At 58.1% G+C, this 25289-nt stretch carries 19 protein-coding genes; 8 read left to right on the top strand and 11 right to left on the bottom strand.

The genetic code is table 11. The annotated features are described in order from the left end of the window. Window positions 1–11 precede the first annotated feature (11 nt). From LOM8899_RS06930 to LOM8899_RS06955, 6 genes are all read right to left on the bottom strand, one after another. The gene (locus LOM8899_RS06930; RefSeq protein WP_093991487.1) at window positions 12–1151 is read right to left on the bottom strand and encodes an ABC transporter permease; all 1140 of its coding nucleotides are present in this window, start codon (window positions 1149–1151) and stop codon (window positions 12–14) included. Window positions 1152–1159: 8 nt separating this feature from the next. Beyond that, on the bottom strand, window positions 1160–2146 hold the full coding sequence (locus LOM8899_RS06935) for an ABC transporter permease (RefSeq protein ID WP_093991488.1): 987 nt from the start codon (window positions 2144–2146) through the stop codon (window positions 1160–1162). A gap of 81 nt (window positions 2147–2227) precedes the next feature. Further along, window positions 2228–4141: an ABC transporter substrate-binding protein gene (locus tag LOM8899_RS06940; protein ID WP_093991489.1), complete on the bottom strand. Its 1914-nt coding sequence runs from the start codon at window positions 4139–4141 to the stop codon at window positions 2228–2230. Between the two features lie 234 nt (window positions 4142–4375). Further along, window positions 4376–5416, bottom strand: a complete 1041-nt coding sequence (locus LOM8899_RS06945; protein ID WP_093991852.1) for a LacI family DNA-binding transcriptional regulator — start codon at window positions 5414–5416, stop codon at window positions 4376–4378. A 39-nt stretch (window positions 5417–5455) separates the two neighbouring features. After that, window positions 5456–6676, bottom strand: a complete 1221-nt coding sequence (locus LOM8899_RS06950) for a CehA/McbA family metallohydrolase (protein WP_093991853.1) — start codon at window positions 6674–6676, stop codon at window positions 5456–5458. A gap of 2 nt (window positions 6677–6678) precedes the next feature. Then, the gene (locus LOM8899_RS06955; protein ID WP_093991490.1) at window positions 6679–9747 is read right to left on the bottom strand and encodes an alpha-mannosidase; all 3069 of its coding nucleotides are present in this window, start codon (window positions 9745–9747) and stop codon (window positions 6679–6681) included. A gap of 200 nt (window positions 9748–9947) precedes the next feature. Between LOM8899_RS06955 and pglB the strand changes: the two genes are divergently transcribed. After that, on the top strand, window positions 9948–11288 hold the full coding sequence (gene pglB, locus LOM8899_RS06960; RefSeq protein ID WP_093991491.1) for a polygalacturonase PglB: 1341 nt from the start codon (window positions 9948–9950) through the stop codon (window positions 11286–11288). A gap of 333 nt (window positions 11289–11621) precedes the next feature. Then, window positions 11622–13484 (top strand): heavy metal translocating P-type ATPase, encoded by a 1863-nt coding sequence (locus tag LOM8899_RS06965; protein ID WP_093991492.1) that lies wholly within the window; start codon window positions 11622–11624, stop codon window positions 13482–13484. A gap of 122 nt (window positions 13485–13606) precedes the next feature. On the opposite strand, the gene LOM8899_RS06970 is transcribed toward LOM8899_RS06965, so the two are convergent. Beyond that, complete coding sequence (locus LOM8899_RS06970; protein ID WP_093991493.1) at window positions 13607–13900, bottom strand: DUF2218 domain-containing protein; 294 nt, start codon at window positions 13898–13900, stop codon at window positions 13607–13609. Between the two features lie 98 nt (window positions 13901–13998). Between LOM8899_RS06970 and LOM8899_RS06975 the strand changes: the two genes are divergently transcribed. From LOM8899_RS06975 to LOM8899_RS07000, 6 genes are all read left to right on the top strand, one after another. Next, entirely contained in the window at window positions 13999–14901 is a 903-nt protein-coding gene (locus LOM8899_RS06975) for a siderophore ABC transporter substrate-binding protein (RefSeq protein ID WP_093991494.1), read from the top strand. A 10-nt stretch (window positions 14902–14911) separates the two neighbouring features. Continuing rightward, on the top strand, window positions 14912–15856 hold the full coding sequence (locus tag LOM8899_RS06980; protein WP_093991495.1) for an ABC transporter permease: 945 nt from the start codon (window positions 14912–14914) through the stop codon (window positions 15854–15856). After that, window positions 15849–16793: an iron chelate uptake ABC transporter family permease subunit gene (locus tag LOM8899_RS06985; RefSeq protein ID WP_093991496.1), complete on the top strand. Its 945-nt coding sequence runs from the start codon at window positions 15849–15851 to the stop codon at window positions 16791–16793. Before LOM8899_RS06980 ends, LOM8899_RS06985 begins: the two co-directional genes overlap by 8 nt. Next, entirely contained in the window at window positions 16790–17551 is a 762-nt protein-coding gene (locus tag LOM8899_RS06990) for an ATP-binding cassette domain-containing protein (RefSeq protein ID WP_093991497.1), read from the top strand. Before LOM8899_RS06985 ends, LOM8899_RS06990 begins: the two co-directional genes overlap by 4 nt. Before the next feature lie 157 nt (window positions 17552–17708). After that, window positions 17709–20021 (top strand): Tex family protein, encoded by a 2313-nt coding sequence (locus LOM8899_RS06995; RefSeq protein WP_093991498.1) that lies wholly within the window; start codon window positions 17709–17711, stop codon window positions 20019–20021. Between the two features lie 231 nt (window positions 20022–20252). After that, on the top strand, window positions 20253–20915 hold the full coding sequence (locus tag LOM8899_RS07000) for a M50 family metallopeptidase (RefSeq protein WP_093991499.1): 663 nt from the start codon (window positions 20253–20255) through the stop codon (window positions 20913–20915). A 134-nt stretch (window positions 20916–21049) separates the two neighbouring features. Here LOM8899_RS07000 and LOM8899_RS07005 read toward each other — a convergent pair whose 3' ends face one another. From LOM8899_RS07005 to LOM8899_RS07020, 4 genes are all read right to left on the bottom strand, one after another. Then, complete coding sequence (locus LOM8899_RS07005; RefSeq protein ID WP_093991500.1) at window positions 21050–21853, bottom strand: hypothetical protein; 804 nt, start codon at window positions 21851–21853, stop codon at window positions 21050–21052. Next, window positions 21846–22226, bottom strand: coding sequence for a hypothetical protein (locus LOM8899_RS07010; RefSeq protein WP_093991501.1), 381 nt, complete (start codon window positions 22224–22226; stop codon window positions 21846–21848). Before LOM8899_RS07010 ends, LOM8899_RS07005 begins: the two co-directional genes overlap by 8 nt. 98 nt (window positions 22227–22324) lie before the next feature. Beyond that, window positions 22325–23203 carry a dynamin family protein gene (locus LOM8899_RS07015; RefSeq protein WP_093991502.1) on the bottom strand — a complete coding sequence of 293 codons (879 nt, stop codon included), beginning with the start codon at window positions 23201–23203 and terminating at the stop codon, window positions 22325–22327. Continuing rightward, window positions 23200–25269 (bottom strand): dynamin family protein, encoded by a 2070-nt coding sequence (locus LOM8899_RS07020; RefSeq protein ID WP_093991503.1) that lies wholly within the window; start codon window positions 25267–25269, stop codon window positions 23200–23202. The genes LOM8899_RS07015 and LOM8899_RS07020 overlap by 4 nt, the downstream gene beginning before the upstream one ends. Between the last annotated feature and the right edge of the window lie 20 nt (window positions 25270–25289).

A 25289-nucleotide genomic window follows, 5' to 3' on the forward strand; every position in this document is an offset into this window, starting at 1 on the left:
TGCCCGTATTCTTAGTGGCCATAGGGATCGGCGGCGTCGCGCAGCCCGTCACCAAGGAAGTTGAACGCCAGGACAACGGTCACGACCGCCAGGCCAGGCGTCAGCAGCCAAGGTGCCAGCGAGATAGAGCGCAGGTTCTGTGCGTCTTGCAGCAGCACGCCCCAGCTGACCACTGGCGGCCGCAGACCCAGCCCAAGAAAGGACAGCGCCGTTTCGCCAAGGATCATCTCGGGCACGGCCAGCGTCATTGCGGCGATGATGTAGGAGGTCATGGACGGCAACATGTGCTTGGTAATGACCCTGTATTCCGACGCTCCGGCCAAACGAGCGGCCATCACGTAATCTTCGGTGCGCAGGCTCAGGAACCTGCCTCGAACGACACGCGCCAGATGCGTCCAGCCGATTAGAGCGAGGATCAGGGTGATGAGCACATAGACGAACAGCGGATCCCATTCGATCGGCAGGGCCGCCGCCAAGCCCATCCAGAGCGGGATCGTCGGAACGGACCGGATGAATTCCATTAACCGTTGGATGCTGGAATCGAGAAATCCGCCGTAATAGCCCGAGATCGAGCCAAAGAAGAGCCCGAGGACGAAGGCGAAGAGCACGCCAATCAATCCGGCCGAAAGAGTGACCCTCGCCCCGTAGACCAGCCGTGAGAACAGATCCCGGCCCAAGCTGTCGGTCCCCAGAAGGTTGACCTTCTGGCGTCGGTCATCCAGCCCGAAGAGATGCAGATCAGTGCGCCAGATTCCCCAGAACTTATAGTCCTCGCCGCGTACGAAGAACTTGAGCGGGATCGGGTTTTCGCGGTTCTGCACATAGGTGACCCGCGCCGTGACGGGATCCCGTGTCCGCTCCAGTTCATAGATAAACGGCCTGTGCGGTGCGCCATCGTGCCAAACCCTGACCACCTGCGGCGGCACAAAGGTTTGCAGCCGCTCGATCGAGGTTGGCGAGTAGGGGGCTACGAACTCGGCGAAAATCGCGACGGTATAGGCAAAGATCAGGAAGACCAGCGATGCCAGCGCCAGACGGTGCTTGCGAAACCGCCACCAGATAAGCTGCCAGGGCCGGGCCGTGTATAGACCTTCGCCGTCAGCGGCGGCGACCTCGAGAGACAGGTCTGGGTGATTTGGATCAACGCTCATGATGGTCCTCACGCATAGCGGATACGCGGATCGGACCACGCCAGCAGGATGTCGGAGATCAGCGTGCCAATGACTGTGAACACGCTTAGGATCAGGATAAACGAACCGGCGAGATACATGTCCTGCATCTTTAGCGCCTGAAGCAGCAGCGGGCCGGTCGTGGGCAGGTTCAGCACCACGGCGGTGATCACATCGCCGGAAAAAAGCGCGGGCAGGGCCCAACCAACGGTCGAGATGAATGGATTGAGCGCGACGCGCACAGGGTAGCGCCAGACCACCTGCCGCTCGGACAGGCCCTGGGCATAGGCCGTCTCAACGTAGGGTTTGCCCAACTCGTCCAGCATATTGGCGCGCATGACCCGGATTAGTCCCGCCGCACCGCCGGTGGCCAGCACGACGATTGGGATCCAGATGTGGCTGAGGATATTGACGAACTTCGCCCATGTCAGCGGTTGTCCTTCGAATTGCGGTGACATCAAGCCGCCGACGTCGAGGTTGAGCCAGATGAAGCTGATCCACATCAGGACCAGCGCCAGCAGAAAGTCGGGGATGCCTTTGCCCAGAAACCCGAAGACCGTGAATAGGTAGTCCAGGAATGAATACTGACGTTGTGCAGAGTAGACGCCGATCGGAATCGCAATGATCCATGTGAATACGAGCGAGAGTGTCGAGAGCAAGAGGGTCAGTGCCAGCCGGTCCCAGATCAGGTCGGACACCGGGGCGTTCCAGTGAAACGACTGCCCGAAATCGCCGTGGAAAAGTATGTTGCCGATCCAGCGCCCATACTGCAGCAAGACTGGATCATTCAGCCCCAATTGGGTGCGGATCGCCTCCTCCTGAGCTTCGGTGATGTAATCCCCGCCATTTCGCAATTCCGCAGCATAGGCCGTGGCATAGTCGCCGGGCGGAAGCTGGATAATCAGGAATGAGATGAACGAGACCACGATGAGGGTCGGAATGGCCCAAAGCGTGCGTCTCAGGATGAAACTCAGCATCTAACTCTCATGTTTTCTGGGCTGGGCCTGCAAAAATGACCTGCGGCAGGCGAGCCCGCCACAGGTCCGGGAGGAAAGCAATCAGTCTTGCGAGATCCACATTTGCTGCGTTTGGCCGAGGCCGATGCCGCGTGTGATGTCGTCGTTGACGAGCCCCGCACGCATGTTGTGGAAGTTGTTCCTGACGATCGCCGGTGCGGATTCTTCACCGACGATGCCAATCACCCACCCTTCGGTCACGAAGGTGTCGATCAACTCCATCATCGCTTCATCAGCTTCTTCGATGCTGCCAGCCACGGAAGCCCGGTCCCAGGCAGCCCAGACATCCCGGATGGGGTGATCCGCGGGCGGCTCGATTCCGCTTTCGCCCTCGGTCGAGTACCAGACGAAATACTGATTTGCGTAGCTGTCGCTGCCCATCATGTTGCGCGGATCGGCAGGAACAATCGAGAGACGGTCAAACGGCGTATACTGCATGACGTAGTTGTTATTGTCGCGATTGTCGTCCCACTGGGTGCGGTCGATGATCCGGGGCAGCAGTTCAATTCCGACGTCGGAATAGAAATCAGCCGCCACTTCGAGGATCGGCGACGCGTAATCCTGATAGGCCTCGACGACCAGTTGCAGCCGCTCGCCGTCGGGACGTAGACGGAAATCGTCGTTGTCACGCTCGGTCAGGCCAGCTGCGTCCAGCAATTCGTTGGCCAGATCAGGATCATATTCGGTCCAATGGGTTTCCCAATCCTCGCGGAAATAGGGAGAGCCGGTGATCGGCGATGCGGACCGCGCCTCGCCCAAGCCAGAGAAGCCGAGTTCGTTGATGGTTTCGCGGTCGAGTGCCACGTGAAGGGCCTGCCGGAAATCCCGGTTCTCGAACAGCCCGCGCAAGACTTCGTCTTCCATGTTGTAATTCGGAATGAACGACCAGACGTTGGCTGATCTCCAGCTGACAATCTCGTAGTCGCCGCCTTCAGCGTTCTCCATGTAGAAGGTAAAGTCATTGGAGTTGACATAGCGCTGCTGCATGTCGATCTGACCCTGAACAATCATCAGGTTGAACGAATCCGCAGCCTCGAACAGCCTGTGTTCGATCCGGTCGATATAGGGCAGCTGATTACCCTCTTGGTCCACCGCCCAGTAGTAGGGGTTGCGAACCATCGTCACCACGTTGCCGGGTGCAGGTGTTTCGATCATCCAGGCGGTGATCACCGGCAAATCCGGGTTCTGCCACCATGAGGTGATCGGCCCTTTCGATCCCCACAGATCGGTCCATTGCTCGACGCCGTGCTCTTCCGCCGCTGCTGCCAGAGCCTCTTCGGTCGCGTAGCGGTCGTTGTAGGCTTCCAGGTAGTGACGTGGGAACAAGAACGATGGCCGGTCGAGGCTTGGTTCGCTGGTGCTGTCCTTGGCCAGAATGTTCAGGAAGTAAACGTATGGTTGTGCAAAGCTGACTGTGAAGGTCCGGTCGTCGACGATCTCCAGTTCCATCGGAACACCGCCCGGCGAGAAGGTCGGATCGATTGTTGGCGTAAGCGCCTCGTTCAGAAACACATCGTTATACCAGAACGACACATCTTCGGTGGTAACGGGCTGTCCGTCCGACCAACGCAGTCCTTCGAGCAGCGTAAATGTGAACTCCGTCGAATTTTCGTTGACCGAATAGTCTTCGATGTAGGCCGGTGTGAGCACAACGTTGCCATCGGCATCCGCCGTATATTTCAGAACCCGCTCCTCCATGAGCTTGGTCGGCCCCCAGCGATCGCCCGGACCCCGATACGCACGACGCCAAGTGCCGCCGTATTCGCCGACTTCGATGGCCTCGACGACCATCGGGTTTGTCGGTAGACGCTCGTCGACTGGTGGTAGGGTGCCGGCGGCGACCTGCTCGGCCAACATCGGGGATTCATCGTAGGCGTAAGCCGCGGTTGTCATTGCGGTGCTGGCCATTAGAAGCGCTAGGCTGCCGCGCCCGGCTAGTTGTGCAAAAAATTTCATAATAACTCCTCTCCCTTTGCAGGCTGCTGATGCGGGCGCGCATTCTCCTCAAGCGACACGTCAGGCCTTGCATGAAAATTATCATACAAATCGAGCTTCGAAATCAATCTTTATCCTTGTGGAAAACTGCCTCAAAGTCGTGAGTTTGACGTATTTTTAATGAAAAGAATTTTATGAAATGCTGTCGACGGTGTAATGTTCCAGCCAAGCGTCTGATGATTCGCATCGGCGTCATCATCGCGGTGGTGGCCCGACCGAGGCTCTGGTCACAACCTCGCAGCCCAATTCCAGCCGGCGGGCGGCTCTTTTCTTGCTGTCGGCGTTGGCGCTGCTTTCCAGTAGCTCCAGCGCGGCGCTCCCGAATTCATCGAGTGGCACGATGACAGTGCTGAGAGCTGGCACATGCAACTCGCCGAGCCCGACCCCATCGAACCCCATCACTGAGACGTCATCAGGCACGGTCAGCCCGGCTGACTTGAGGGCCTTCATCGCCCCGAAGGCCAGGTTGTCGGCGGCGCAGAATATCGCGGTCACTCCGTCAAGGTCCGGGTGACGGGCCAGCCAGTCCCGCACTGCCGCTTCCGCGTGCCGAGGCTCGTAACCTTCGGCAATCAGGGTAATCGCGCCATCGATATCCAGCCCGTTATCTTGGAAAGCATCGTGAAACCCGTCAAGGCGCCTGTCGACCGTCCGCCGCCCTTGCCACGTCAGGTGAATGATCCGGCGGTGCCCCAACTCAATCAGACGTTGTGTCGCCTTTTGTGCGGCAAAGCGATTGCCCGGTGTGACGCTATTGATATGCATCTCGGGGTCTTCGCCATTGATCAGCACGGCAGGGATCTTGCTGTTGCATATCTCCTTGAGCAGGGCCGGCCGGTCGTCGTTGACGAGGATGATGCCGTCGGCATCGACGGCGCGGGCGGCTTCCGGAACCTGGCGGAATGCATCCGCATGATCGATTTCGTGGACGACGATGCGAATTCCACGCGACTCGCTCTCCTGCATGAGCGTCGACAGAATCGTCCAAGATACGAGGTTCACATCGTTCTCTGGCATCGCATCCTGTGGAATCGCGAGCAGAATCTTCCGAAGCGAGGCGATCGTGCCCTTGTTCTTGCGCCGGTCCAGATAGCCGACGTCACGAGCGACCCGTATCACCCTGTCGCGGACTTCGTCAGAAATCGGTGCGGTGCCGTTAATCACGTGGGACACCGTCGAGATCGATACGCCTGCCCGGGCCGCTATATCCTTGATTCCGACTTTTCTCTGCGCCATCGGTTTTCCCCCTTTGTCGTCCGCCCGGCTTCTCAGCAATCAGATCGCATAGACTGGATTTGAGAACAGGCGAGGTTGGTCGCCACGCCAAATCTCAAATCGCAAAAACCGCCCGTCGAGTGTCGCTTCGATCTCCTGAGTTTCGGTCACGCAATCGATCACGCGGACGGTGCCTGCCTCGGTGATCAGATGCACGTTGTCGCCCTGCGCAAGCCCAATTGCCACAAAGCCGAGCGGCTCACCATTCGTCGCGCTTTCCCCGAACATTGGCGAGCCGGATCGCGGTTCAATCATCGTCTCGTCAGGCGCCGAACAGACGACATTCGCGCCCGCGCGAACGGCGGCGAGGACGCCTGCCACGGAGTGGGTCTGCACGTGGAGCCGGTTTGCTGGTCGGCCGTGGCGTCGGCGGTTCTTGAGGTGGAAATCGCTGCCGCCCGTTGCAGGTATTCTGCGTCCTTCGGCCAACAGGCTTTGCCAGTGGGCCAGAGCCTGCACGTTGTGGGGCGCCCAATTGCCGTTCCAGATCTCGTAGGCATCGAAAGGCACATCCAGCCCGCATTGCCAGCGCCCACCGGGCGAATTTTGAAACGGGTGGTTGATCACGATCGTCGCCCCTTTTTCGCGCGCTTCGGCCATTTTGGCTGGGACATCGTCGGGTGTGCGGCACCGCCAGTCGTCGACCGGGTCTTTCAGGCCGTGAAAGTTGGTGTGCCCCCAATAAGTCGTCAACTCCATCGCATCGATGACCAGAATGCCGGGGTCATCCGGCCGGATGTGGTTCTGCTGAGTCGCATTGTGATCGGTGATTGACAGAAACGCGCAGCCAGAATTGCGGGCCCGATTGATCGCCTCACCAACCATGACCCCGCCATCGGAGTGCTCTGTGTGGCTGTGCAGCTCTCCGGCCAGCCAGCGCTTGCGGCGTTGGATCAGCCGGATTTGGACGTCGACCCAAGGATCGGGTCCAACATGATAGATGCCCAGAACGACGTTCCAATTTCCGGTCAATAGTCCTGGCCTGTAGCCCGGACTGGCCCGGTCCTCTGCGACCCAGATATGCCCATACTCCGAGCCGGTCCAGCCACGGCTCTTGCCGTCTTTCTCGAGACCGATATCGATCACGCAGCCGTTGCCGCCTGTGGGGAACAGGTAGGAGACTTCAACCCTCTCGATATCGTCGCCAACCACGAAGGGAATATCGACGAAGCTTTTGTCGCCGCCGGGGAAATCGGTGATGCGGTGGGTAAAATATTGCATGGTCAAGCCGTCCAGTTCAGTCGTAAGCTCTTAATTTCAAATGGGTTGAAGCTGAGGTCCACGGCGCCCTCGGTCACCGAGAGTGGCTCGGTCGCTCGCTCAAGCAAATCGCAGATGGCGACGTCCGTAACGGATGCGCAGAAGCGGGCCTTGACTGTTTGAGCTTTGCCATGCCGCTCCCACAGCCGCAGGATGATGGCGTCATCGTCTTCGGCGAGCTTCATGGCCCCGATAGCAACCCCATCATGGGACAGAGAGACAATTTCCGGGCCGGTCGAAACTGCGCCGTCGGCAACGGTATATGTCAACGGATGGTTGAACCGTTCGGCGGCGGATGAGACGCATTCGAAGTCATCGAAGGGCATCACTGCGTAACGGAAGCGATGCTCGCCGATGTCTGCGCCATCCCATGGCCAAGTCGGCGCACGAAGCAGAGTGATCCGAAGCTCTTGGCCCGATGCGTCATTGCCGTATTTGCAGTCGTTCAAGATCGCGACGCCGAACCCTGCCTCGGACATGGCGACCCATCGGTGCATAGGGCATTCAAACCGTGCCGCATCCCAAGAAGTATTGGTGTGTGTGGGCCGTGTGACGTGGCCAAATTGCATTTCGGCGTGGACGCAATCACTGCGCACCGACAGCGGGAACGCGGCCTTAACCAGTGTGTTCTGATCCCTCCAATCGGCCCAGGTGTCGATTTCGATTTGCCGGTCGTCGGCTCCAAGCGAAATGACCTGCACAATGCGCGATGCCTCGTAGCCCCACTCCAGCCGGATTGCCGCCCGGAGAGGGCCGCGTTCAACGATTTCAGCGCTTTGCAGGTCGTCAATTTCCCAGACTTGATCTGTGTAGGTCTGGTCGATGTCCCATGCGTCGAACTGCGCTGGAAGATCACGAAAGGCCTGCAGGCGGTTGCCGGGTCCGGTTAGGGCCTCGCGACCCGTGGCCTTGTCTAGCAGCGAGATGATCCGCCCGGCGTTATCCAATCGCATGAGGATATGGGCGTTCTCCAACTGACGTTCTGAAACGTGCAATTCGCTGGTTGATGCGGGCAGCGCGCTCGTCGAGACGGGGGCGGCGCTGAGAGCGGGGATAGAGGCTTTGACGGCATTGGCGGTTGACCCGTCCGCGAAAACCAATTGCTGAACCCCCTGGACCGACGCGGCGACCGCTTCGGGCAGTGTCACCAAGCCTTCGTGCGTTGAACCCAAGGCGTTGAATATCGAACCGCCGCCCAACGATTTGGACAGGCGCTCGCGCAGATTCACTGCTTGTTCGAAGAAAGCCTCGAATTCGGCGGCGCTGTCTTCGTAGACTTCTTTGATGGACGAGCCGGGCAGGATGTCGTGAAACTGATTTAGCAGGGCGATGTCCCATAGCGCGCCGAGTTCGGCGCGAGGGTAGGGATGGCCCCTCTGCACCTGTGCGAGCACGGCCAGCGCCTCCAGCTCCCTCAGTGTCATCTCTGCCTTGCGATTGTTTCGTTTGACCTCTGCAACAGAGGTGAAGGTGCCGCGGTGAAATTCGAGATACAGCTCGCCCACCCATGTGGGGTAGTCCGCCGGAGCGTCCCGCATCTTGGCCAGCAGGCGATCAAAATAGGGGCCCATATGGTCGTGGGTCACACGCGGGCAGCCGGGGATGCCGCGCTCCATCCGAGCAATATGTTCAAGCATCTCGCGGGTCGGGCCGCCACCGCCGTCGCCATGACCATAAACGAGAAAGACTTCGTCTTGCGTCGCCTTCTGGGCGTAGCGCCGCCACGCGCCCATGACGTGGCTGGCTTTGAGGTCGGGGCAATAGGTCGTCCCGATGGTTGTGCTTTCCATCGGTTGGGTTGTCAGGAAATAGGTGGGCACTTTCGTGCCATCGATACCCTGCCAGAAGAACGTCTCGAAGGGCATCCGGTTGGTGTCGTTCCAAGACATCTTGTGAGTCACAAAGACCTCGAGCCCGGCCAGTTTCATGATCTGGGGCAGGGCGGCGCTGTAGCCGAAGGTATCCGGCAACCAGACGATTTTCGGTGTGACGCCGAATGTTTGCTGGTGATAGCGGACTCCGCGCAGGATTTGGCGCACGAGGCTTTCGCCGCCGGTCATGTTGGCGTCGGGTTCCAGCCAAAGAGCGCCTTCGATCTCGAAGCGGCCAGCCTTTTGTTGCGCTACGATTCCATCGAAAAGCGAGGGATAGTCTTGCTCCAAGGTATCGAGCAGATAGCCTTGGTTATACATGAATTGATAGTCGGGATATTCCTCCATCAATGTCAGTGCGGTTGCGATGGATCGAGCCATCTTTTGCCGTGTCTCACGCACCCGCCAGAGCCAAGCCACGTCGATATGGGTATGTCCGGTGACGGTGACTTGCGGCGTGATGTCGGTATCGGCGGCGGAATATATCTCGGTTCCAATGTCCTGCGCATGGCGTAAGCTGGCGTGGAACCGTTCCTGCGATCCCCGCCTCAGATCGATTGCCGCCAAGGCACGATGCACGCGCGATACGATCAGATCGCGACGATGGTCGGTTTCCGGCAAGTGCTTGGCCACATCAAGCGGGGTCTTGAGATCAAAATAGACAGCTTCAGCGAGAGCGTCATGGACCATAAGATTACAGCCAAAACCGAGCTGGCGTCGATCTTCGATCGTGCCCGCCTCAATCATGAGTTCAAAGACCTCGCCGGCCGTCGCATCGGCGGTTAGCAACATTTCACGATGGTTAAAGTCGGCGCCTTGTCGGATATCGCCATTCACCCGGATCAGGCATTGCGGATCGGATCGCCCCATGACGCGTCCAAATTGAGCGTCGATCCAAAGGTAAACCCGTTGCCCGGCGAGTTCCGGCGGGATGACGGCTTGACCGGCGAACCAGAAATAGCTTTGTGGTGCGCCCCAGACTGTCTCTGTTGTCACCCTCGGCCAGTCTTGCATCGAGCCGTTGACGATCGAATCGCGCTGATCGGATGCTGCTGTGGTCCACCGTAGCGGAATGCTGTCGCCATGTGGTGTAAAGCAACGTCCCCGCAGCACCTCCAGCAAGTGCGCGAGCTTGGCTATATCAACCTGATCCGGTCGCATTCTGCCTCTCCTCCTCCTTGCCTGTCCCCACAGGCATTTGCAAGCTCAATTCAAGTATTTTCACTTGGGGTGAGCTTGCGACGTCGACCGTATGTCCGCTATTGAGCTAAAACAAGCAGAAAACTAATGCACTTCCCGTCGCAAAGCGAGCGGTTGTACTGGAGTGAGTTGGTGCGCTTTCTGCGAACGAAAAAATTTTGATGAGGTTTGCTGTGTTCGAATTGCGTGAATCCCGCATCTCTCCTGTGAAAGAAGACATGACTTCGCAGGTCCAGAGCATGATCGATGGCACCTCGGGTCCAAGGCGCATCACGTTTTCCCCAGGCGTCTATCGCTGCGCTGGACTCCGGCTTTCCTCGGACTTGACCCTGCATATGGAAGAAGGGGCAGAGCTCCATTTTCACCCCGACTATGACGCCTACGCGCACACCGAAGTTGCCGTGGTGGCCGAAGACAGCAATCGCGCGATGCTAGTTGCATCCGGAGCCGAGCGGATTGCGATCACTGGGCAGGGCAAGATCGTCTGTGACGGCAGCCGTGCGTTCTCAGTTGGAGAAGATACTGAGATGGGTGTCTTGATACCAGCAAAGTTGCGGCCGCGGGTGCTGGTCTTTGATCAATGTCGTGATGTTCGGATCGACGGGCTCACGGTCGAGGACTCCCCGATGTGGACCCTGCATTTCGTCGATTGCGACGGGATGAATTTGCGCAATCTTGCTGTCTTTAACAACCGACAAATGCCCAACACCGACGGATTGGTCATTGATGGCTGCCGCGATGTGCACGTCGAGCGATGCGAAATTCGAACGGCCGATGACGGGATCGTTCTGAAAACCTCGGCGAGGGCAGAGGGCGGCACGACCGGCCCCTGCGCGGATATCACCGTGTCCGATTGCGTTATCGAGAGCCGTTCCTGCGCTCTCAAACTAGGGACGGAGAGTTTCTCTCCGTTTCGCGACATTGCCTTTCGTGACATCCGCATCGAGGCATCGAACCGCGCAATGGGCATTTTTTCACGTGATGGCGGGCCAGTGGACAATGTCAGGTTCGAACGTATCGAGGTGGACTGCAATGAGGCCCCGGCAGGTTTTTGGGGATCGGGTGAGGCCGTGACGATCAACACCTTGGATCGTCGGCCAGAGGATGGCCCTGCCGGCGCGATCCGAAGCGTCGTGGTTCGCAAATTACGCGGCGTGATGGAAGGAGCCATCAATCTCGTTGCCGAACGCAAAGGCGATATCTCTGGCATCGTGTTGGAGGATATCGAAATCGTACAGCGCCAAGGCCCCTTGGGCACCGGGCAATCATATGATCTGCGCCCGACCTATCTCGACCGATTTCCTACCGATGCTGCTGCGGGCCGGGTCAATGCGTGGCGATTGGACGAGGATGGGAAAGTCGTCGGAGTGACCCCATATCCAGGGGGAATGCCGGGTATCATGATAAAATGTGTGCCGGACATAACCTTGGATCAAATCGCAATCGAGCGACCTGTTCCTTTGCCTGTCGGATGGAACTCAGACGTGATCCTTACTGTTTGACGGTGCGCCATGTGGCTAGGTGTGAAAATTTAGACCTGCGTTTGCAACCTGTCGGTGATAGATCATTAAGACAACGCCATTGCTGAAAGCGCCCTCTCATGCAGTCGCACTGTAGAACGGTTAGGAAGGTGTGCGGACCTCTGTCATTCGATTGACGCGATGTCTGCTTTTTTTGATCTCGATCAACGTTCTAATGCGCCTGATTGCGATGGTGTTTCATGGCGGCGGTCCGCATTCGATTGGGGCATGTTATAGCACCGAGGCCTGATTGAGCTAGGGATTCTCCAAGGCCCCTAGTGCAGATGCAAGCTCTTTGATTGGGAGGCCGAGCAGATGACTCAAGTAAGCTCCGACCGGTTGAAGACCGCATTGCTGCTGATTGCCGTGGCTGGGCTGTTGTGCGGTTTGAGCGTGTATTTCGCCGGCCACGCGGCGCTGGCGCAGGTTGCGTGGTTCGTCGCGGTGCTCCCGGTGCTCTTGGCACTCGTGATTGAGATCGCTCGCAGCTTGCGGCGTGGTGAGGTCGGTTTGGACATCGTCGCAGCCCTTTCGATGTCGGCGGCCTTGGCTTTTGGAGAGGCGCTTGCAGCGGCTGTCGTCGCCGTCATGTATTCCGGCGGGACCTTTCTGGAAAGCTTTGCCGAGGGCCGGGCGCGGCGCGAAATGCACGATTTGTTGTCGCGAGTGCCCCGGACGGCAACTCGACATGTCCGTAACGCTTTGGAAGAGGTGCCGCTCGCGGACATCCAGCCAGGTGATCGACTGCTCATACGGCAGGGCGATGTCGTCCCGGTGGACGGCACAATCGCATCTGATGTCGCATATGTGGAAACCTCTGCGCTGACCGGCGAGTCGTTGCCGGCACGCTTGTTGCGCGGCGCTGAGGCAATGAGTGGTTCGACCAATGCCGGGGAACCGTTTGACCTGTCCGCCACCCATCTTGCCGAAGAAAGCACTTATGCAGGGATCGTGCGGTTGGTCGAGGAAGCGCAGCGATCCAAGGCGCCCATGGCCAGATTGGCGGATCGCTGGTCTCTGGGTTTCTTGGCGGTGACCGTGGCAATCGCTTTCACCGCGTGGTGGTTCACTGGGGACCCGATCCGGGCGGTCGCGGTATTGGTCGTGGCGACACCGTGTCCTTTGATTCTCGCGGTGCCAGTTGCCTTGGTTGCCGGATTGTCGAGGGCCGCCCAATTCGGGGTGTTGATCAAAGGCGCGGGGCCACTTGAGACAATGGCGCGTGTCCGCACGTTGATCCTCGACAAGACTGGGACGATTACCGACGGGCGTCCAAAGATCGTTTCGATTGAGAGCTGCGAAGGCATGTCTGGGGATCAAGTATTGCTCTACGCTGCCGCATTGGATCAGGCGTCGAAGCATCCTGTTGCGCAAGCTGTCGTTGCCGCCGCAAAAACACAGCGTCTGACGCTGCCTGTGCCATCCGACGTCGTGGAAATCCCCGGAGAGGGAGTTGTCGGTCGCGTCGATGGACGAAACGTCATCGTAGGGAGCTATGACTTTGTCATGCGTCGGATCGGGCATCCGGCAAAGCCTCGAAACGAGCTCGATGCCGGCTCGATCCTCGTCGCGATTTCTGTCGATGGTGAACTGGCGGGCTATCTCGTCATGGCGGACCCACTGCGTGAAGGCGCTCGCGCGATGTTCACCAATCTGCGTCGAGGTGGGATGACGCGGATAATTCTAGCGACAGGCGACCGCGCCGCAGTCGCCGAGCGGGTCACGCAAGGTCTTGGATTGGATCGGATCTACGCTGAGTTGACGCCGGACAAGAAACTGCAATTGGTTCTGGACGAGCGAACATCTGCCCCGGTCATGATGGTCGGTGATGGGGTGAACGATGCGCCAGCACTTGCGGCGGCAAATGTCGGCGTTGCCATGGGCGCGAGAGGGGCTGCCGCTTCGGCCGAAGCCGCAGATGCCATCCTGTTGATCGACAGAATCGACAGACTTGGTATTGGCATTGATATCGCGAAAAAATCACGCCGCATCGCGATTGAAAGCGTGATTGCTGGGATCGGCCTGTCGGTCGCGGGCATGATCGCGGCTGCGTTTGGTTACCTCACGCCGGTCCAGGGGGCTTTGCTGCAAGAAGTGATTGACGTCGCCGTCATTCTGAATGCGCTGCGGGCATTGCGTATTGCGGTTGCTGATCCCGCAATGCCCGAAGGCACGTAACTCAATCCAGGGCCGCTTCCCGCGCACGACCGGCTGCCGGTGGGGCAGGTTGCGGACTTTTTGCGATCCCGAGTTCCTGGGGTGCAGTACTTAGTTGATCAACAAAACGCTGTAGAGACGTATCAATCCGACCAGTCCATGTTCTTGAATCCCTCGCGGAAAGCGAACCGCTCAAGGTGGCTGTCGATCACATTCTGAGCAGTCTTGATACCATCTGCGCTGACCGAAGTGATCTTGGCGACCAGTTCTGTCTTCGCTGCTTCCAAGCGGACTTCGGCGCTCGGGAACGCAAATCTACCTTCTTCTTCGGTATACTCGACATCGATCTTGTGAGCGAAGTGCTTACACAGTTGCTGAAGATAGCGGCTGGCGTTGGGCGTCGCAAATCGGCCCTCATTGGAAATTTGTGTTTGCATCTCTCTTAATCCTGAGTATTTGTGTCGGACTATTACCTGACCAATAAAGTCGCCTTTGTCGAGTCTAAATTCTCGATGGCATAACGAAAGGAAAAGTAATGAGAAAAGCATTCGCCACACTGGCCATGACAGCTCTGCCCAGCCTTGTGTCGGCCCAAACTGTGGACGTCGAAACCGCGGCTGGCGTGGTTGCTGTTCCAACGACTCCAGCCAAAGTCGTGGCCCTTGACCTTGCCGCCATTGACGATCTTGCCGCCCTTGGCGTCGATGTTGCGGGGGTGCCTGACATAACGCCGCCCGCTTATCTGGCCGATACATTCGCCGCCGCCGAGATCGTCGGAACGCTGTTCGAACCGGATTTCGAAGCGCTGGCGGTCATGGCACCCGACTTGATCGTCGCAGGTGGTCGCTCTCAGGCTCAGGTCGAGCCACTGTCTCGCATCGCTCCGACGATCGACATGACGATTTCCGGCGAGGACTTGTTGGCTCAGGCTGAGGAGCGGGTCATCGCATATGGAGAGATTTTCGAGCTTGAGGACGAAGCCGAGGCGCTCTTGGCTCAGTTGGACGCGGCGATTGAAGACGTGAAATCAGCAGCAGATGGGCAAGGCGACATCCTGATCTTGCTGGCCAATGGTGGCAAAGTGTCGGCCTATGGTGACGACTCGCGGTTTGGCTGGCTGCACACGGCCTTGGGTCTGCCGGAAGCCTACCCTGAATTGACGGCCGAGACACACGGTGAAGCCGTCTCCTTTGAGTTCATCGCGGAGGTCGATCCTGACTGGATTTTCGTTGTCGACCGAGGCGCAGCGATTGGACAGGACGGCGAAGCCGCAGCGGTGACGCTCGACAATCCGCTGGTTGCGGGCACCAAGGCCGGCGAAGCAGGCCAAATCCTCTATCTGGACTCGGCTCGGCTCTATCTCTCCGGTGGCGGTATTCAATCGATGTTGGGAACCATTGCAGAGGTGGCCGAGGCATTCGCGTCCGACGCCAGCTAGGCAGTTAACCGTGAAGTTCTGGCTTTTTGCGCCGGCGACGCTCGCCCTCCTTGTGGGGGCGAGTTGTTCGATCGGTGTCGTCGACTTGTTTGCCGGTAGTCTCGACGCGCAGATGGTGCTCGCGGTCAGTCGACTGCCGCGCACCCTTGCCGCGCTGCTGGCCGGGGCAGGGCTGGCACTTGCCGGTGTGGTTGTCCAGATGAGCGTGCAGAACAGGCTGGTAGAGCCCGGGTTGGTCGGCACACCGGAATCCGCAATGCTGGGTTTGCTGGCGGTGACGCTTATCGCGCCAGGGGCTGCGCTGATGGTCAAGATGTCTGTTGCGGCTGCAGCTGCGCTAATTGGCACTCTGGTGTTTCTGGTGCTGGCGCGTCATGTGCCGCGCAGGGATCCGGTCCTTCTTCCGCTTGTGGGGCTGATTTACGGCGGCATTATTGGAGCGGCTGTGCTTTGGCTCGCTTGGACGACGGATCTGGTGCAATACATCGGCGTTTGGCAAAGCGGCGAGTTTTCGGGCGTTTTGCGTGGACGCTACGAACTCCTTTGGCTCGTCGCCGCAATCGGAGCGCTGCTGTGGTTGGCTGCTGATCGCATCACCATGTTGGGATTGGGCGAGGACGCTGCGCGGAGCCTTGGGTTGAACTATCGCCAGACTCTTCTATCCGGACTGGTGCTGGTGTCGATGATCGTCGCTGTCGTGGTCGTCAGCGTGGGTTCGATCCCGTTTGTCGGCTTGGTCGTGCCGAATATCGTGTCGCGGTGGCGCGGTGATCACCTGCGTAGAAACCTGCCACTTGTGGCTTGGATGGGCGGAGCAATGGTGCTCGGCTGTGATATCATCGGCCGACTGATCCGCTATCCATATGAAATTCCCGCTGGAACGGTCTTTGCGGTATTGGGCGCTGCGATCTTCCTTTGGCTGCTACACGCGGCACCGAGGCGAGCGCATGGCTAGTCGTCGGCTATTGTATCTTGGATTGGCTCTACTCGTAGCATCTAGCTTGTTTTTGCTATGGAATTTGCGTGCGCCGATCGATTTCATCCTGACGTTGCGGGCGACGAAGCTGGCCGCGCTCTGTGTCGTCGGCGCTGCGATCGGAACTGCGACGGTGGTGTTCCAGACCATTGCCGCGAACCGGATGCTGACACCTGGGATTGTGGGTTTTGACGCCCTGTTTGTCTTTATCCAGACTGGCCTCGTCTTGATGCTCGGCGGGGTTGGTTTTGCGTCGTTGCCGGCGTTGGCGCAGTTCGGTGCGGAAACGGTTATTCTGGTGGCCGCCGCCTTGGCACTTTTCAGCGTGCTGCTGCGAAAGGGGGCCGAGGATATCCTACGCTTGGTCCTTACCGGAGTCATCCTTGGTGTCTTGCTGCGCGGTCTGGCCGGATTGGCACAGCGTCTGCTCGATCCGTCGGAGTTCGCCATCGTTCAGCAGGCGACATTTGCGACATTTGGTGCGGTCGATGAGATCCAGCTCGGATTTGCTTCGGTGATCCTCTTGCTGAGCTTTGCGGCCGCAATGGGCCTGAGCCGCAAGCTTGATATTGCGGCCCTCGGTCGGGGAACCGCGCAGCCCTTGGGGCTCGATTTTGATCGCGTAGTTTTTGCAGGTCTGGCGATCGTGGCACTCTTGGTGGCGACTTCGACAGCTCTTGTCGGGCCGATCAGCTTTCTGGGCCTGCTGGCATCAAGCCTTGCTCATGCCGTCTTGCCGACCTGGCGCCACGCGTTGCTCCTTCCCGGTGCGGCGATCATCGGGGCAACGATCCTCGTCGCGGGCCAATTCGTGTTCGAGCGGCTTCTTGGACTGCAATCCACTTTGTCGGTGATCGTAGAGTTCGCAGGCGGTTTGTTGTTTCTATTCCTTGTCCTTCGGAGGCCTCGGCCGTGATCAAAATAGAAGATCTGAATGTCACCAAAGGCGGCAACGCAATTCTCACGGACGTGTCGCTGAAGTTCGGGCAGGGCGGTATCACCGCGCTGATTGGGCCGAACGGCGCTGGAAAATCGACGCTGCTCAGCGCGATTGCCGGTCTGACGACCCCAACACGAGGAACAGTCGATGTCGAGGGCCTCGACATGACCCGGGCCCGCCCGCCGGAGCGCGCGCGCCGGGTTGCGATGTTGGCCCAAAACGAAAACGTCACAGCGCGGCTGACCGTCCGCGATCTTGTCAGCTTTGGTCGCTGGACCCACCATCAAGGCCGTCCACGCGAAGAGGATAACGCCAAAATCACTGAAGCAATCGCGGCATTTGATCTTGAGGGGTTGGCGGATCGGCGCCTCGACGCCTTGTCCGGCGGACAGCGGCAACGGGCTTTCGTGGCGATGGCGTGGGCGCAGGAAACGCCTTGGCTGTTGCTCGACGAGCCACTATCGGCGCTGGACCCACGTCACGTGCGCGATATCATGGACCGCCTTCATGCGTTGACGCGACCTGGCACAGGGCAGCGCAATGTCATCATCGTGCTGCACGACCTTGGGGTGGCGGCGCGGTATGCTGACCGGATCGTCGCATTGAAGGATGGTCAGCTGGTAACCTCTGGCCCGCGGGTCTTGACCATGACAGGGCGAATGCTGAGTGAGCTGTTCGGCACCAATCTGGCAATCGAAAGGGTGGCCGGGCGCGACGTCGTCGTGCCTTTCTGATCTGCCGGGCAGCATCGATCCAAAGCTCGGCATCACGTTTGGCGGACCATTCAAAAACGCACTTTCGCGAGGACCGCACTATCGGTTGGCTGCAAAGGCTTGGCGCGACCGGCAGGCCCGGCTATCACGGGCATTCGAGCATAGCATGGAGCCCTCAATGAACGCTGTCGCCGAAAGTATCGCCCGCAAGATCGCCACCGATATCGGCGCGCGGCCTGAGCAGGTCACCGCTACGGTCGCGCTGCTCGATGGCGGCGATACTGTCCCATTCGTGGCGAGATATCGCAAAGAGGTGACGGGCGGTCTGGATGACTCTCAACTGAGACGCCTGGCCGAGCGGTTGGACTATCTGCGTGACCTTGAGAAGCGCCGTGCCGCTATCCTGAGCGAAATCACGTCGCAGGGGAAGCTGACCGATGCGCTCGCCCGGTCGATCGCCACCGCCGACACTAAAGCCGTGCTCGAGGACTTGTATCTGCCGTTCAAACCGAAGCGTCGGACCAAGGCGATGATTGCAAGAGAGAACGGGCTTGAGCCGCTATTGCGTGGCATCCTTGAGGATCGTGCCGCCGACCCCGCAACTCTCGCGCAGGCTTATTTGTCTGAAACTGTTCCGACAGAAAAGGAAGCTTTGGCCGGTGCGCGTGATATCTTGGTCGAGAAACTCGCGGAGAACGCTCGCTTGTTGGGCCGGCTTCGCGAGGTTTTGCAGAAGGATGCCTTGATCACGTCTCGGGTCATGTCCGGCAAGGAAGAGGCTGGGGCGAAGTTCTCCGACTACTTCGCCCATAGCGAGAAGTGGGCGACGATCCCGTCGCATCGGGCACTAGCGATACTCCGTGCCTCGAAGGAAGAAATCGTCTCGGTCGACATTGGCCCGGAGCCAGAGGCCGATCTGCCGCGCATCATTGGACTCATCACCGCCGAGATCGGGATTGCGGGTGAAAAACCGGGTGACCGATGGCTCCGTGATGCCGCCGAATGGGCGTGGAAGGTCAAGCTAAGCCTTTCGATGTTCGTCGATTTGATGACCGACCTGCGCCGCCGCGCCCATGACGAGGCAATTGACGTCTTTGCCCGCAATTTGCGCGACCTCTTGCTGGCAGCGCCGGCCGGCGCGCGAGCGACACTCGGCCTTGATCCGGGCATTCGGACAGGCTGCAAGATCGCTGTGGTCGACGACACCGGCAAGCTGCTGGAAACGGCGACGATCTACCCGTTCCAACCGAAAAACGATCTGCGGGGCGCCGAGGAAACCTTGCTGCATCTTATTCGCAAACACGGGGTCGCTCTGATCGCAATCGGGAACGGGACAGCGAGCCGCGAATCCGATCGACTGGTCGGCGATGTGTTGAAGCGGCTTCCTGCCGGGGAAACGCGCCCGACGCCAGTAATCGTGTCGGAGGCCGGCGCATCTGTTTACTCCGCCTCGGAGCTCGCTTCGCAGGAGTTTCCGGAAATCGACGTCTCCCTGCGGGGTGCTGTGTCTATCGCGCGGCGATTGCAGGATCCCTTGGCCGAATTGGTCAAGATCGAGCCGCAAGCCATTGGCGTGGGCCAATATCAGCATGACGTCGACCAGCGCCGGCTCGCTCAATCTCTTGAGGCCGTAGTCGAGGATGCGGTCAATGCCGTTGGGGTCGACCTCAACATGGCGTCTGCGCCATTGCTGGCTCATATCGCCGGCCTCGGTCCGTCCATCGCCCAAAACATCGTCGCCCACCGCGATGCGAATGGGGCGTTTACCAGTCGAAAATCGTTGCTCAAAGTGCCGGGACTGGGGCCGAAAGCATTTGAGCAAAGCGCCGGTTTTCTCCGGATCAGGGAAGGCATCGAACCTCTCGACGCCTCATCCGTTCACCCCGAGGCCTACGGCGTTGCGCGACGTATCGTGGCGGCCTGCGGTCGCGATATCCGTGCGATCATGGGCGACAGCGGTGCGCTCTCGGGTCTGCAACCGGAGCAATTCGTCGATGACACCTTCGGCTTGCCGACTGTGCGGGATATTTTCACCGAGTTGGAGAAGCCGGGCCGAGACCCGCGCCCGACCTTCAAGACTGCCACTTTCGCCGAAGGGATCGACGCCATTTCTGACCTGAAGCCGGGAATGTCGCTGGAAGGCACAGTCACAAATGTCGCTGCGTTCGGCGCCTTTGTGGACATCGGTGTCCATCAGGATGGCTTGGTGCATGTCAGCCAGCTTGCTGATCGATTTGTAAAAGACCCCCATGAGGTCGTCAAAGCGGGAGACATCGTCCGCGTTCGGGTGACCGAAGTGGATGTAGCGCGTAAACGCATTGGTTTGACGATGCGAAAGGATGGGGGTGGAAATCCCGCCAGCCGTTCCGCCCAGCCGGTCAAGATCAAGCAAGTGAAACAGCAACGTTCTACCGGCACCAAAAAGAAATCGGACAGACCGACCGGCGCCTTTGGTTCCGCCCTGGCCGATGCATTGAAGGGAAAGCCGTAGCCTGCCTAGTTTGCAGTTGCGGGAACACCATCACTCGGAGCACCTGCCGCGCATAGCTGGCCTTTGAATGCAACGTATTGTCGGCACGATCCAAGGCACTAGGCTGCTCCAGATCGGCATGCCCAAAACAGCCGTTCTGTTTGGCTGTTGCCGAGAGGCGGTCGCAAATTGCAGAATACGTTCCGCTTATTTGGTATTCGGCGTTCGGATCGCACCTTCGGGAGTTAGACCTTGAGTTTTCTGCGGCAGCATTGGCAACTGTTCCTGATCACAGTCGCCGTTTTCGTGTTTTGGAATACGCCGGTCATCTACCCGCTCAAGATCCTCGTGGTGTTCATGCACGAACTTGCTCACGGTCTGGCCGCGATCATGACGGGTGGTTCGATTGAAGCCATCTCGCTGTCCAATATGGAGGGCGGCTATGCAATCACTAGAGGTGGAAATGGATTTCTCATTCTATCGGCTGGCTACTTCGGGTCATTGCTCATCGGAACACTGTTGCTCGTGGGGGCGGTCAAAACCAATGCCGACCGTTTTGTGCTTGGCTTCTTCGGGCTCGCAATCTTGGTGATTACAGTGCTCTATATCCGTCAGCCATTCGCGATAATTTTTTGTACGTCTGCGTCCCTACTGATGATCGCGACGGCCTGGTTTCTCAATCACCATGTGAGTGATTTCGTATTGCGCCTCATTGGGCTGACGAGCATGATCTATATCCCTTACGATATCATCAGTGATACGATATCTCGGTCCCACTTGCCGTCCGACGCCTTCTTGATTGCCGAGCAATATGGCGGCACGACAGTCTTGTGGGGCGGGTTTTGGCTAGTACTGAGCTTTGCGCTGATCGGTCTGTGTCTGCGACTTACGTTTGCCCCGCGACGGAGCATTTAAGTCATATGCTTCCGGTCGGCTCAGTGTGCAGCCGGCACAAGCCGAGGAATAACTCGATGCCGAATTTGAGCAGCACTCGATGGTCTATAATAACTGAATAACCACGCCGCGGATCAGCTTATGGTGAAAATGTGTCAATGCAATATGTCGCGCCAGACCTTGAGAACGTCAGTCAAGCCGCACGATGGAAACGATATGAACAGGAGGTCTTCGCCCAAACTTGCTGACAGAATCGTCTCAGTTCCATCGCCGCCGGCAAAAAGAACTAGGCAATCATCGTCAATTTTCGAACTTGGATCGACTTGCGGTAATGACGCCCTGTCGTCGAGCTCCTTTAGCGCGAGAACTTGAAGCCTTGAGATCAATGACGGATCGCCATCCGAGCCCCGGACATCCTTGCCACGAAACCACAGCCAAGAGACATCGTCGGTCTTTAGCCTATCAAGTATCACACTGATCTTGGGGCGGTCATATTCGGCGGATGAACCCTCGTTCTGATTCGCTCGGTCCTGAAAAACGTCTGCTGCAGCTATGCCCAACACGGCCTGAGACATGTCAGGTACATCTAGACTGCTGGTAACCAGTAACCGTCTCGCCCCATGAAGCAGCGCCGCGACCAGCCTTCCCACTTGCTCGATTTGACCCTCATTCCGCTCCGATAGTTCGCAATGAATGGCGCCCTTGTCAAAGTCATTGCCCACCGTGGCGTCTAGTATGGTGACCATCCGCCCCGACCGAACATGCAGCGAAAGCAGGCCATTTCGTTCATTCTCGAAGCAAAGAACGCGCGGCAACTGCGTGTCTTCGATCGCCTGCCGCATCGCCGCGGCGATATCGGTACAGTTGTCGTTTGCCAGAACGCGTGCTTGTCCGATACTGGACTCTGCAGGTTCAGAAAGCCGGCGGATCTGTTTTCGGAGAGTTTGAAGATCAGACATCTTGGGCAATTCGACTTAGGATCTTTATCGAGCTCTCAAGAAAGTGTTCAACGTCAAGTCCCGGCTCAGCGATGCAGAAGATAGCGTCATCTGCGACCATAGGGGATCTGACGACGAGAGTAAGTTCGCCGCCGCGGAGGACGACGGCAGTTCCGATGAAGTCGGTCGACGACATCGCATTGCAAGCGAGGGCTGCGGGCTCACCATTCATAATTTCGAACGCGTAGTTGCTCAGATCATCCCATTGTTCTTGTGGCACGGTGGCCGTCGCGCTCTTGGCCAGGATCATCCCCGCCTCGAAATCGGCATATGCCACTGCATGGCAGTCCGGAAAGGCTCGCCGAAGCTGATCTAGTTGCGTCGCGATCTGCATAAAGTCGACTTAGTCCCGCGAAATTGCTTGGAGCGCATATTGGCTCAAAGGACAGTAGCGCAATGATCCTTGGATTCGGTTAAGCGCCGACGATAGGGCTATGCCATAGTAGGTGGTGGCCTTTGCGTCCGAGGGCTTGAGCCAGCTATCCGTCGAGGAGAAACCTTTTGGATTGCCACTTCTTGGGCTGATATCCTATTGCCTTGCGAGTTCGCAGAGTGGCTCATTGGCCCTTCAAATCCAGGAATGCGCAAATCGCCGGCTTTCTCTGAGCTTGGCGCGGAGCCACTGATCTCGGCATTGAGCTGCTCGATGAGGGATACCAATTCACGAACAAATGTTTCGGCACCGCTCTCTGCCCATCTGGCGTAGTTCTCCTGTTCTTGTGTGGCGATTAGCAATGAGATTGGCAGACAGGCGCGAAACAAGCCGTCGGTCTCTTTTTCGACCCGCCTCAAGACCCTGTTTCGGTCCGTTTCACTTCGCAGCTTGTCGGCCCGTGTGAGGAGCAGCAGGCTGCGCGGATATAGGGTATCTGGTAATTCCGCCCACACCGCAGCCTCACTTTGGCGCCATGCTTGTGTAGCATGACTACACCACAGAACGCCGTCGGCCTGGTCAATCATGCTTTCCCAGACATCTGACGAAATGTTCGGATCTGAAATGCCGGGCATATCCAGAAGATCGCAGTGACGCAGGAGGTCTTCTGTGCTGTAAATCTGGATGTAGGCGACACGGTCAATATCCAGACTCGCCAAATCATGTAGATCAACCGGACAATGCGCACCGTCGTGATCGACGCAAAAAGGCTCCTCTCTGCCGTATGATATACGAACCGGAGGCAATTGCGTGGCGACGATTTGAACAGGCAAGGGGTCTTGTCCTATCAAGAGGTTCGCCAAGGTGCTCTTGCCTGCGCTGAATTCACCCATCAGGGCGATACAAGGTTTCCGACCGATGGCTGGGTTCGATGTCATGCAACATACCTTTCCAATGTCTGAAATGCCTCGCTGAGAGCCCGATCCCGTTCCTGGAGAGCTTCGATGCCAATAAATCGGCTAACGTCGTCTGCCGAAACGGCTCGCGACTTCGTCAGGCCAGCAAGATTGGCGGTTTGCTCGTCAAGGAAATCCTCAAACAGTTCGAAGACATCCATTTTCAGCGCTGCGGCTTGATCATCGACAAGATCGGTAACGAGACTGCCCGTTTCAGCCCGGATCAAGTCGTAGAAGTTGCGCGCTTGTGCTTCATAGCTCTGACGACGTGTCCACCAGGATTTCCACCAACTGCCATGTAGATCGAGGGCGATAGTCTGTCCCAGCGTGACAGGGGGGGCAATTCGCGGGGGGATGGGCGTGCTAGGGGAAAAGAATTCGTGGGGTAGGTTTAGGGCGCGGTGAAACACGTCCGCCAAATCCTCAACGGCCTCCGCCGCGGATCTCTTGAAAGCGGCTTGGCAACGTCCGCCAAAAACCTTGTAGGCGGATGCCAAAAGGACCCGCAGCCCGGACGGATCATACGTCCAGACGCTCTTTTCACCATATATCTCAAGGTGCTTCGCCAAGGCATCTGTCGCGCGCGAGAGAAAACTATTGTGCGATTGCTCGACACGTTGCCGCAGCGAGATGATCAAATCATCGAGTGCCGAAGACAATTGCTTGGAATGGCGTTTACGCAATGTCTCGAGGTCTTCGAGGATCTGTTCGTGCGGCATGTGCAGGCTGGTGGAGTCGATATTGGTTCGTGCCGACAAGTTGTCAGCAACCTTGACGCCATTGATAAGGTTTCGGGTCGAAATGGTCGTCTGTCGAACGGTTTCATTCATCTCGCCGGCGATCATACGCTCCGACAACGCTTGAATGAGTGCCGGAAGGCCCGATAGCTCCCACAAAAGCTGGTGTGGATCGTCGGTCGGCGCGTCGACGATCCGTGCAACCTCGGCCCAATCCAGCAAAGCGTCTCGGCTTGCGTCCGGCATTGCCAACAAGCTGCCCTGTATCGCCGATTGTGCCCAAAGTGCACTGCCGAAGATGATCTTCGCGTCTATGGGGCCGTTGTGGGCCCGAAGGGTCTTGAGTATGCTTTCCTCAATCTGACGAACTTGTATTTGTGGCGACGAGAGTTCGTCGATCCGGTTGACGAAGATCACGACTTCGCGCGACTTCACATTGGAAATCAGCCTGATCAGAGCAAGGTCGGTTGAAGACAACGCTTGATGAGCGGATAGCACCACAACACAAAGTCGACTGTCGCGGATGGCCTTTATCGTGATCTGTTCACGAATCATGAATGTGTCGTTGACACCGGGCGTGTCACGGACACAAAGATTGATCGGATAGCCGCGCTGCTGCATCCGCAGATCGGCAGATTTGGTGATGTCGGCGAAGCGCCCACGCGTCCTTGATGTCTTCGCATCCTCACCGTCGAAATCATCTCCGAGACAAACGTATCGCTCAATAAGTTCGTGATCGAAGTAGCCATAGCTATGTTGGGTGCCAAGCAAAGCCTCAAATTTGCGACCAAGCCGTGCCTTGGATTTCGTACGCATCATCTCGACCTGCGCCCTAATCTTGGATAGCTCTTCATCTGCACCTGCACGATCTGCGAGCTCGCCGATCCGGCCGCCGCCAGACACCAGCTTGTCCCACTCGTCCAGGTCAAAGAACCGAAAGACCGCGCTTGTTGCAGGGCTGGGTTCCTTCGGGCTGAGATGCAGGGACGTGACGACCGAAGTCCAAGGATTGACATCGGCGGGAAGCAAATCGGGCTGACCAATGAGTGCATTGACCAATGTTGTCTTGCCTGACTTGATCTGACCGATCATGGTCACGCTTGGTTCTATGCGCTCCAGTTGAAGCGCATAGCGCGCGGCTGTCCTTTTCGTCTGCGCTTCACCAATGTCGATCAAAAGGCGAAGAGCCTCGTGCAGCGGTTCAAGCCTCTCGATATAGCCGCGAAGTAGACCGCTTGAAGCGTGCAGAAATGCCTCCGAGCGCCCGAATGCCTCGCTTTCTTTGTGCATCGGATGTTTAACGACGTTCATACGACGGACCTCTTCGAGTT

The organism is Flavimaricola marinus (assembly GCF_900184895.1).
Taxonomy (GTDB): domain Bacteria; phylum Pseudomonadota; class Alphaproteobacteria; order Rhodobacterales; family Rhodobacteraceae; genus Flavimaricola; species Flavimaricola marinus.

Coding starts and splice junctions, on each gene's coding strand:
- LOM8899_RS06935 (WP_093991488.1), bottom strand. CDS start 2,146: ATGCTGAGTTTCATCCTGAGACGCACGCTTTGGGCCATTCCGACCCTC.
- LOM8899_RS07020 (WP_093991503.1), bottom strand. CDS start 25,269: ATGAACGTCGTTAAACATCCGATGCACAAAGAAAGCGAGGCATTCGGG.
- LOM8899_RS06970 (WP_093991493.1), bottom strand. CDS start 13,900: ATGCAAACACAAATTTCCAATGAGGGCCGATTTGCGACGCCCAACGCC.
- LOM8899_RS06965 (WP_093991492.1), top strand. CDS start 11,622: ATGACTCAAGTAAGCTCCGACCGGTTGAAGACCGCATTGCTGCTGATT.
- LOM8899_RS07005 (WP_093991500.1), bottom strand. CDS start 21,853: ATGTCTGATCTTCAAACTCTCCGAAAACAGATCCGCCGGCTTTCTGAA.
- pglB (WP_093991491.1), top strand. CDS start 9,948: ATGAGGTTTGCTGTGTTCGAATTGCGTGAATCCCGCATCTCTCCTGTG.
- LOM8899_RS07015 (WP_093991502.1), bottom strand. CDS start 23,203: ATGACATCGAACCCAGCCATCGGTCGGAAACCTTGTATCGCCCTGATG.
- LOM8899_RS07010 (WP_093991501.1), bottom strand. CDS start 22,226: ATGCAGATCGCGACGCAACTAGATCAGCTTCGGCGAGCCTTTCCGGAC.
- LOM8899_RS06950 (WP_093991853.1), bottom strand. CDS start 6,676: ATGCAATATTTTACCCACCGCATCACCGATTTCCCCGGCGGCGACAAA.
- LOM8899_RS06985 (WP_093991496.1), top strand. CDS start 15,849: ATGGCTAGTCGTCGGCTATTGTATCTTGGATTGGCTCTACTCGTAGCA.
- LOM8899_RS06930 (WP_093991487.1), bottom strand. CDS start 1,151: ATGAGCGTTGATCCAAATCACCCAGACCTGTCTCTCGAGGTCGCCGCC.
- LOM8899_RS06955 (WP_093991490.1), bottom strand. CDS start 9,747: ATGCGACCGGATCAGGTTGATATAGCCAAGCTCGCGCACTTGCTGGAG.
- LOM8899_RS06975 (WP_093991494.1), top strand. CDS start 13,999: ATGAGAAAAGCATTCGCCACACTGGCCATGACAGCTCTGCCCAGCCTT.
- LOM8899_RS06995 (WP_093991498.1), top strand. CDS start 17,709: ATGAACGCTGTCGCCGAAAGTATCGCCCGCAAGATCGCCACCGATATC.
- LOM8899_RS06940 (WP_093991489.1), bottom strand. CDS start 4,141: ATGAAATTTTTTGCACAACTAGCCGGGCGCGGCAGCCTAGCGCTTCTA.
- LOM8899_RS06945 (WP_093991852.1), bottom strand. CDS start 5,416: ATGGCGCAGAGAAAAGTCGGAATCAAGGATATAGCGGCCCGGGCAGGC.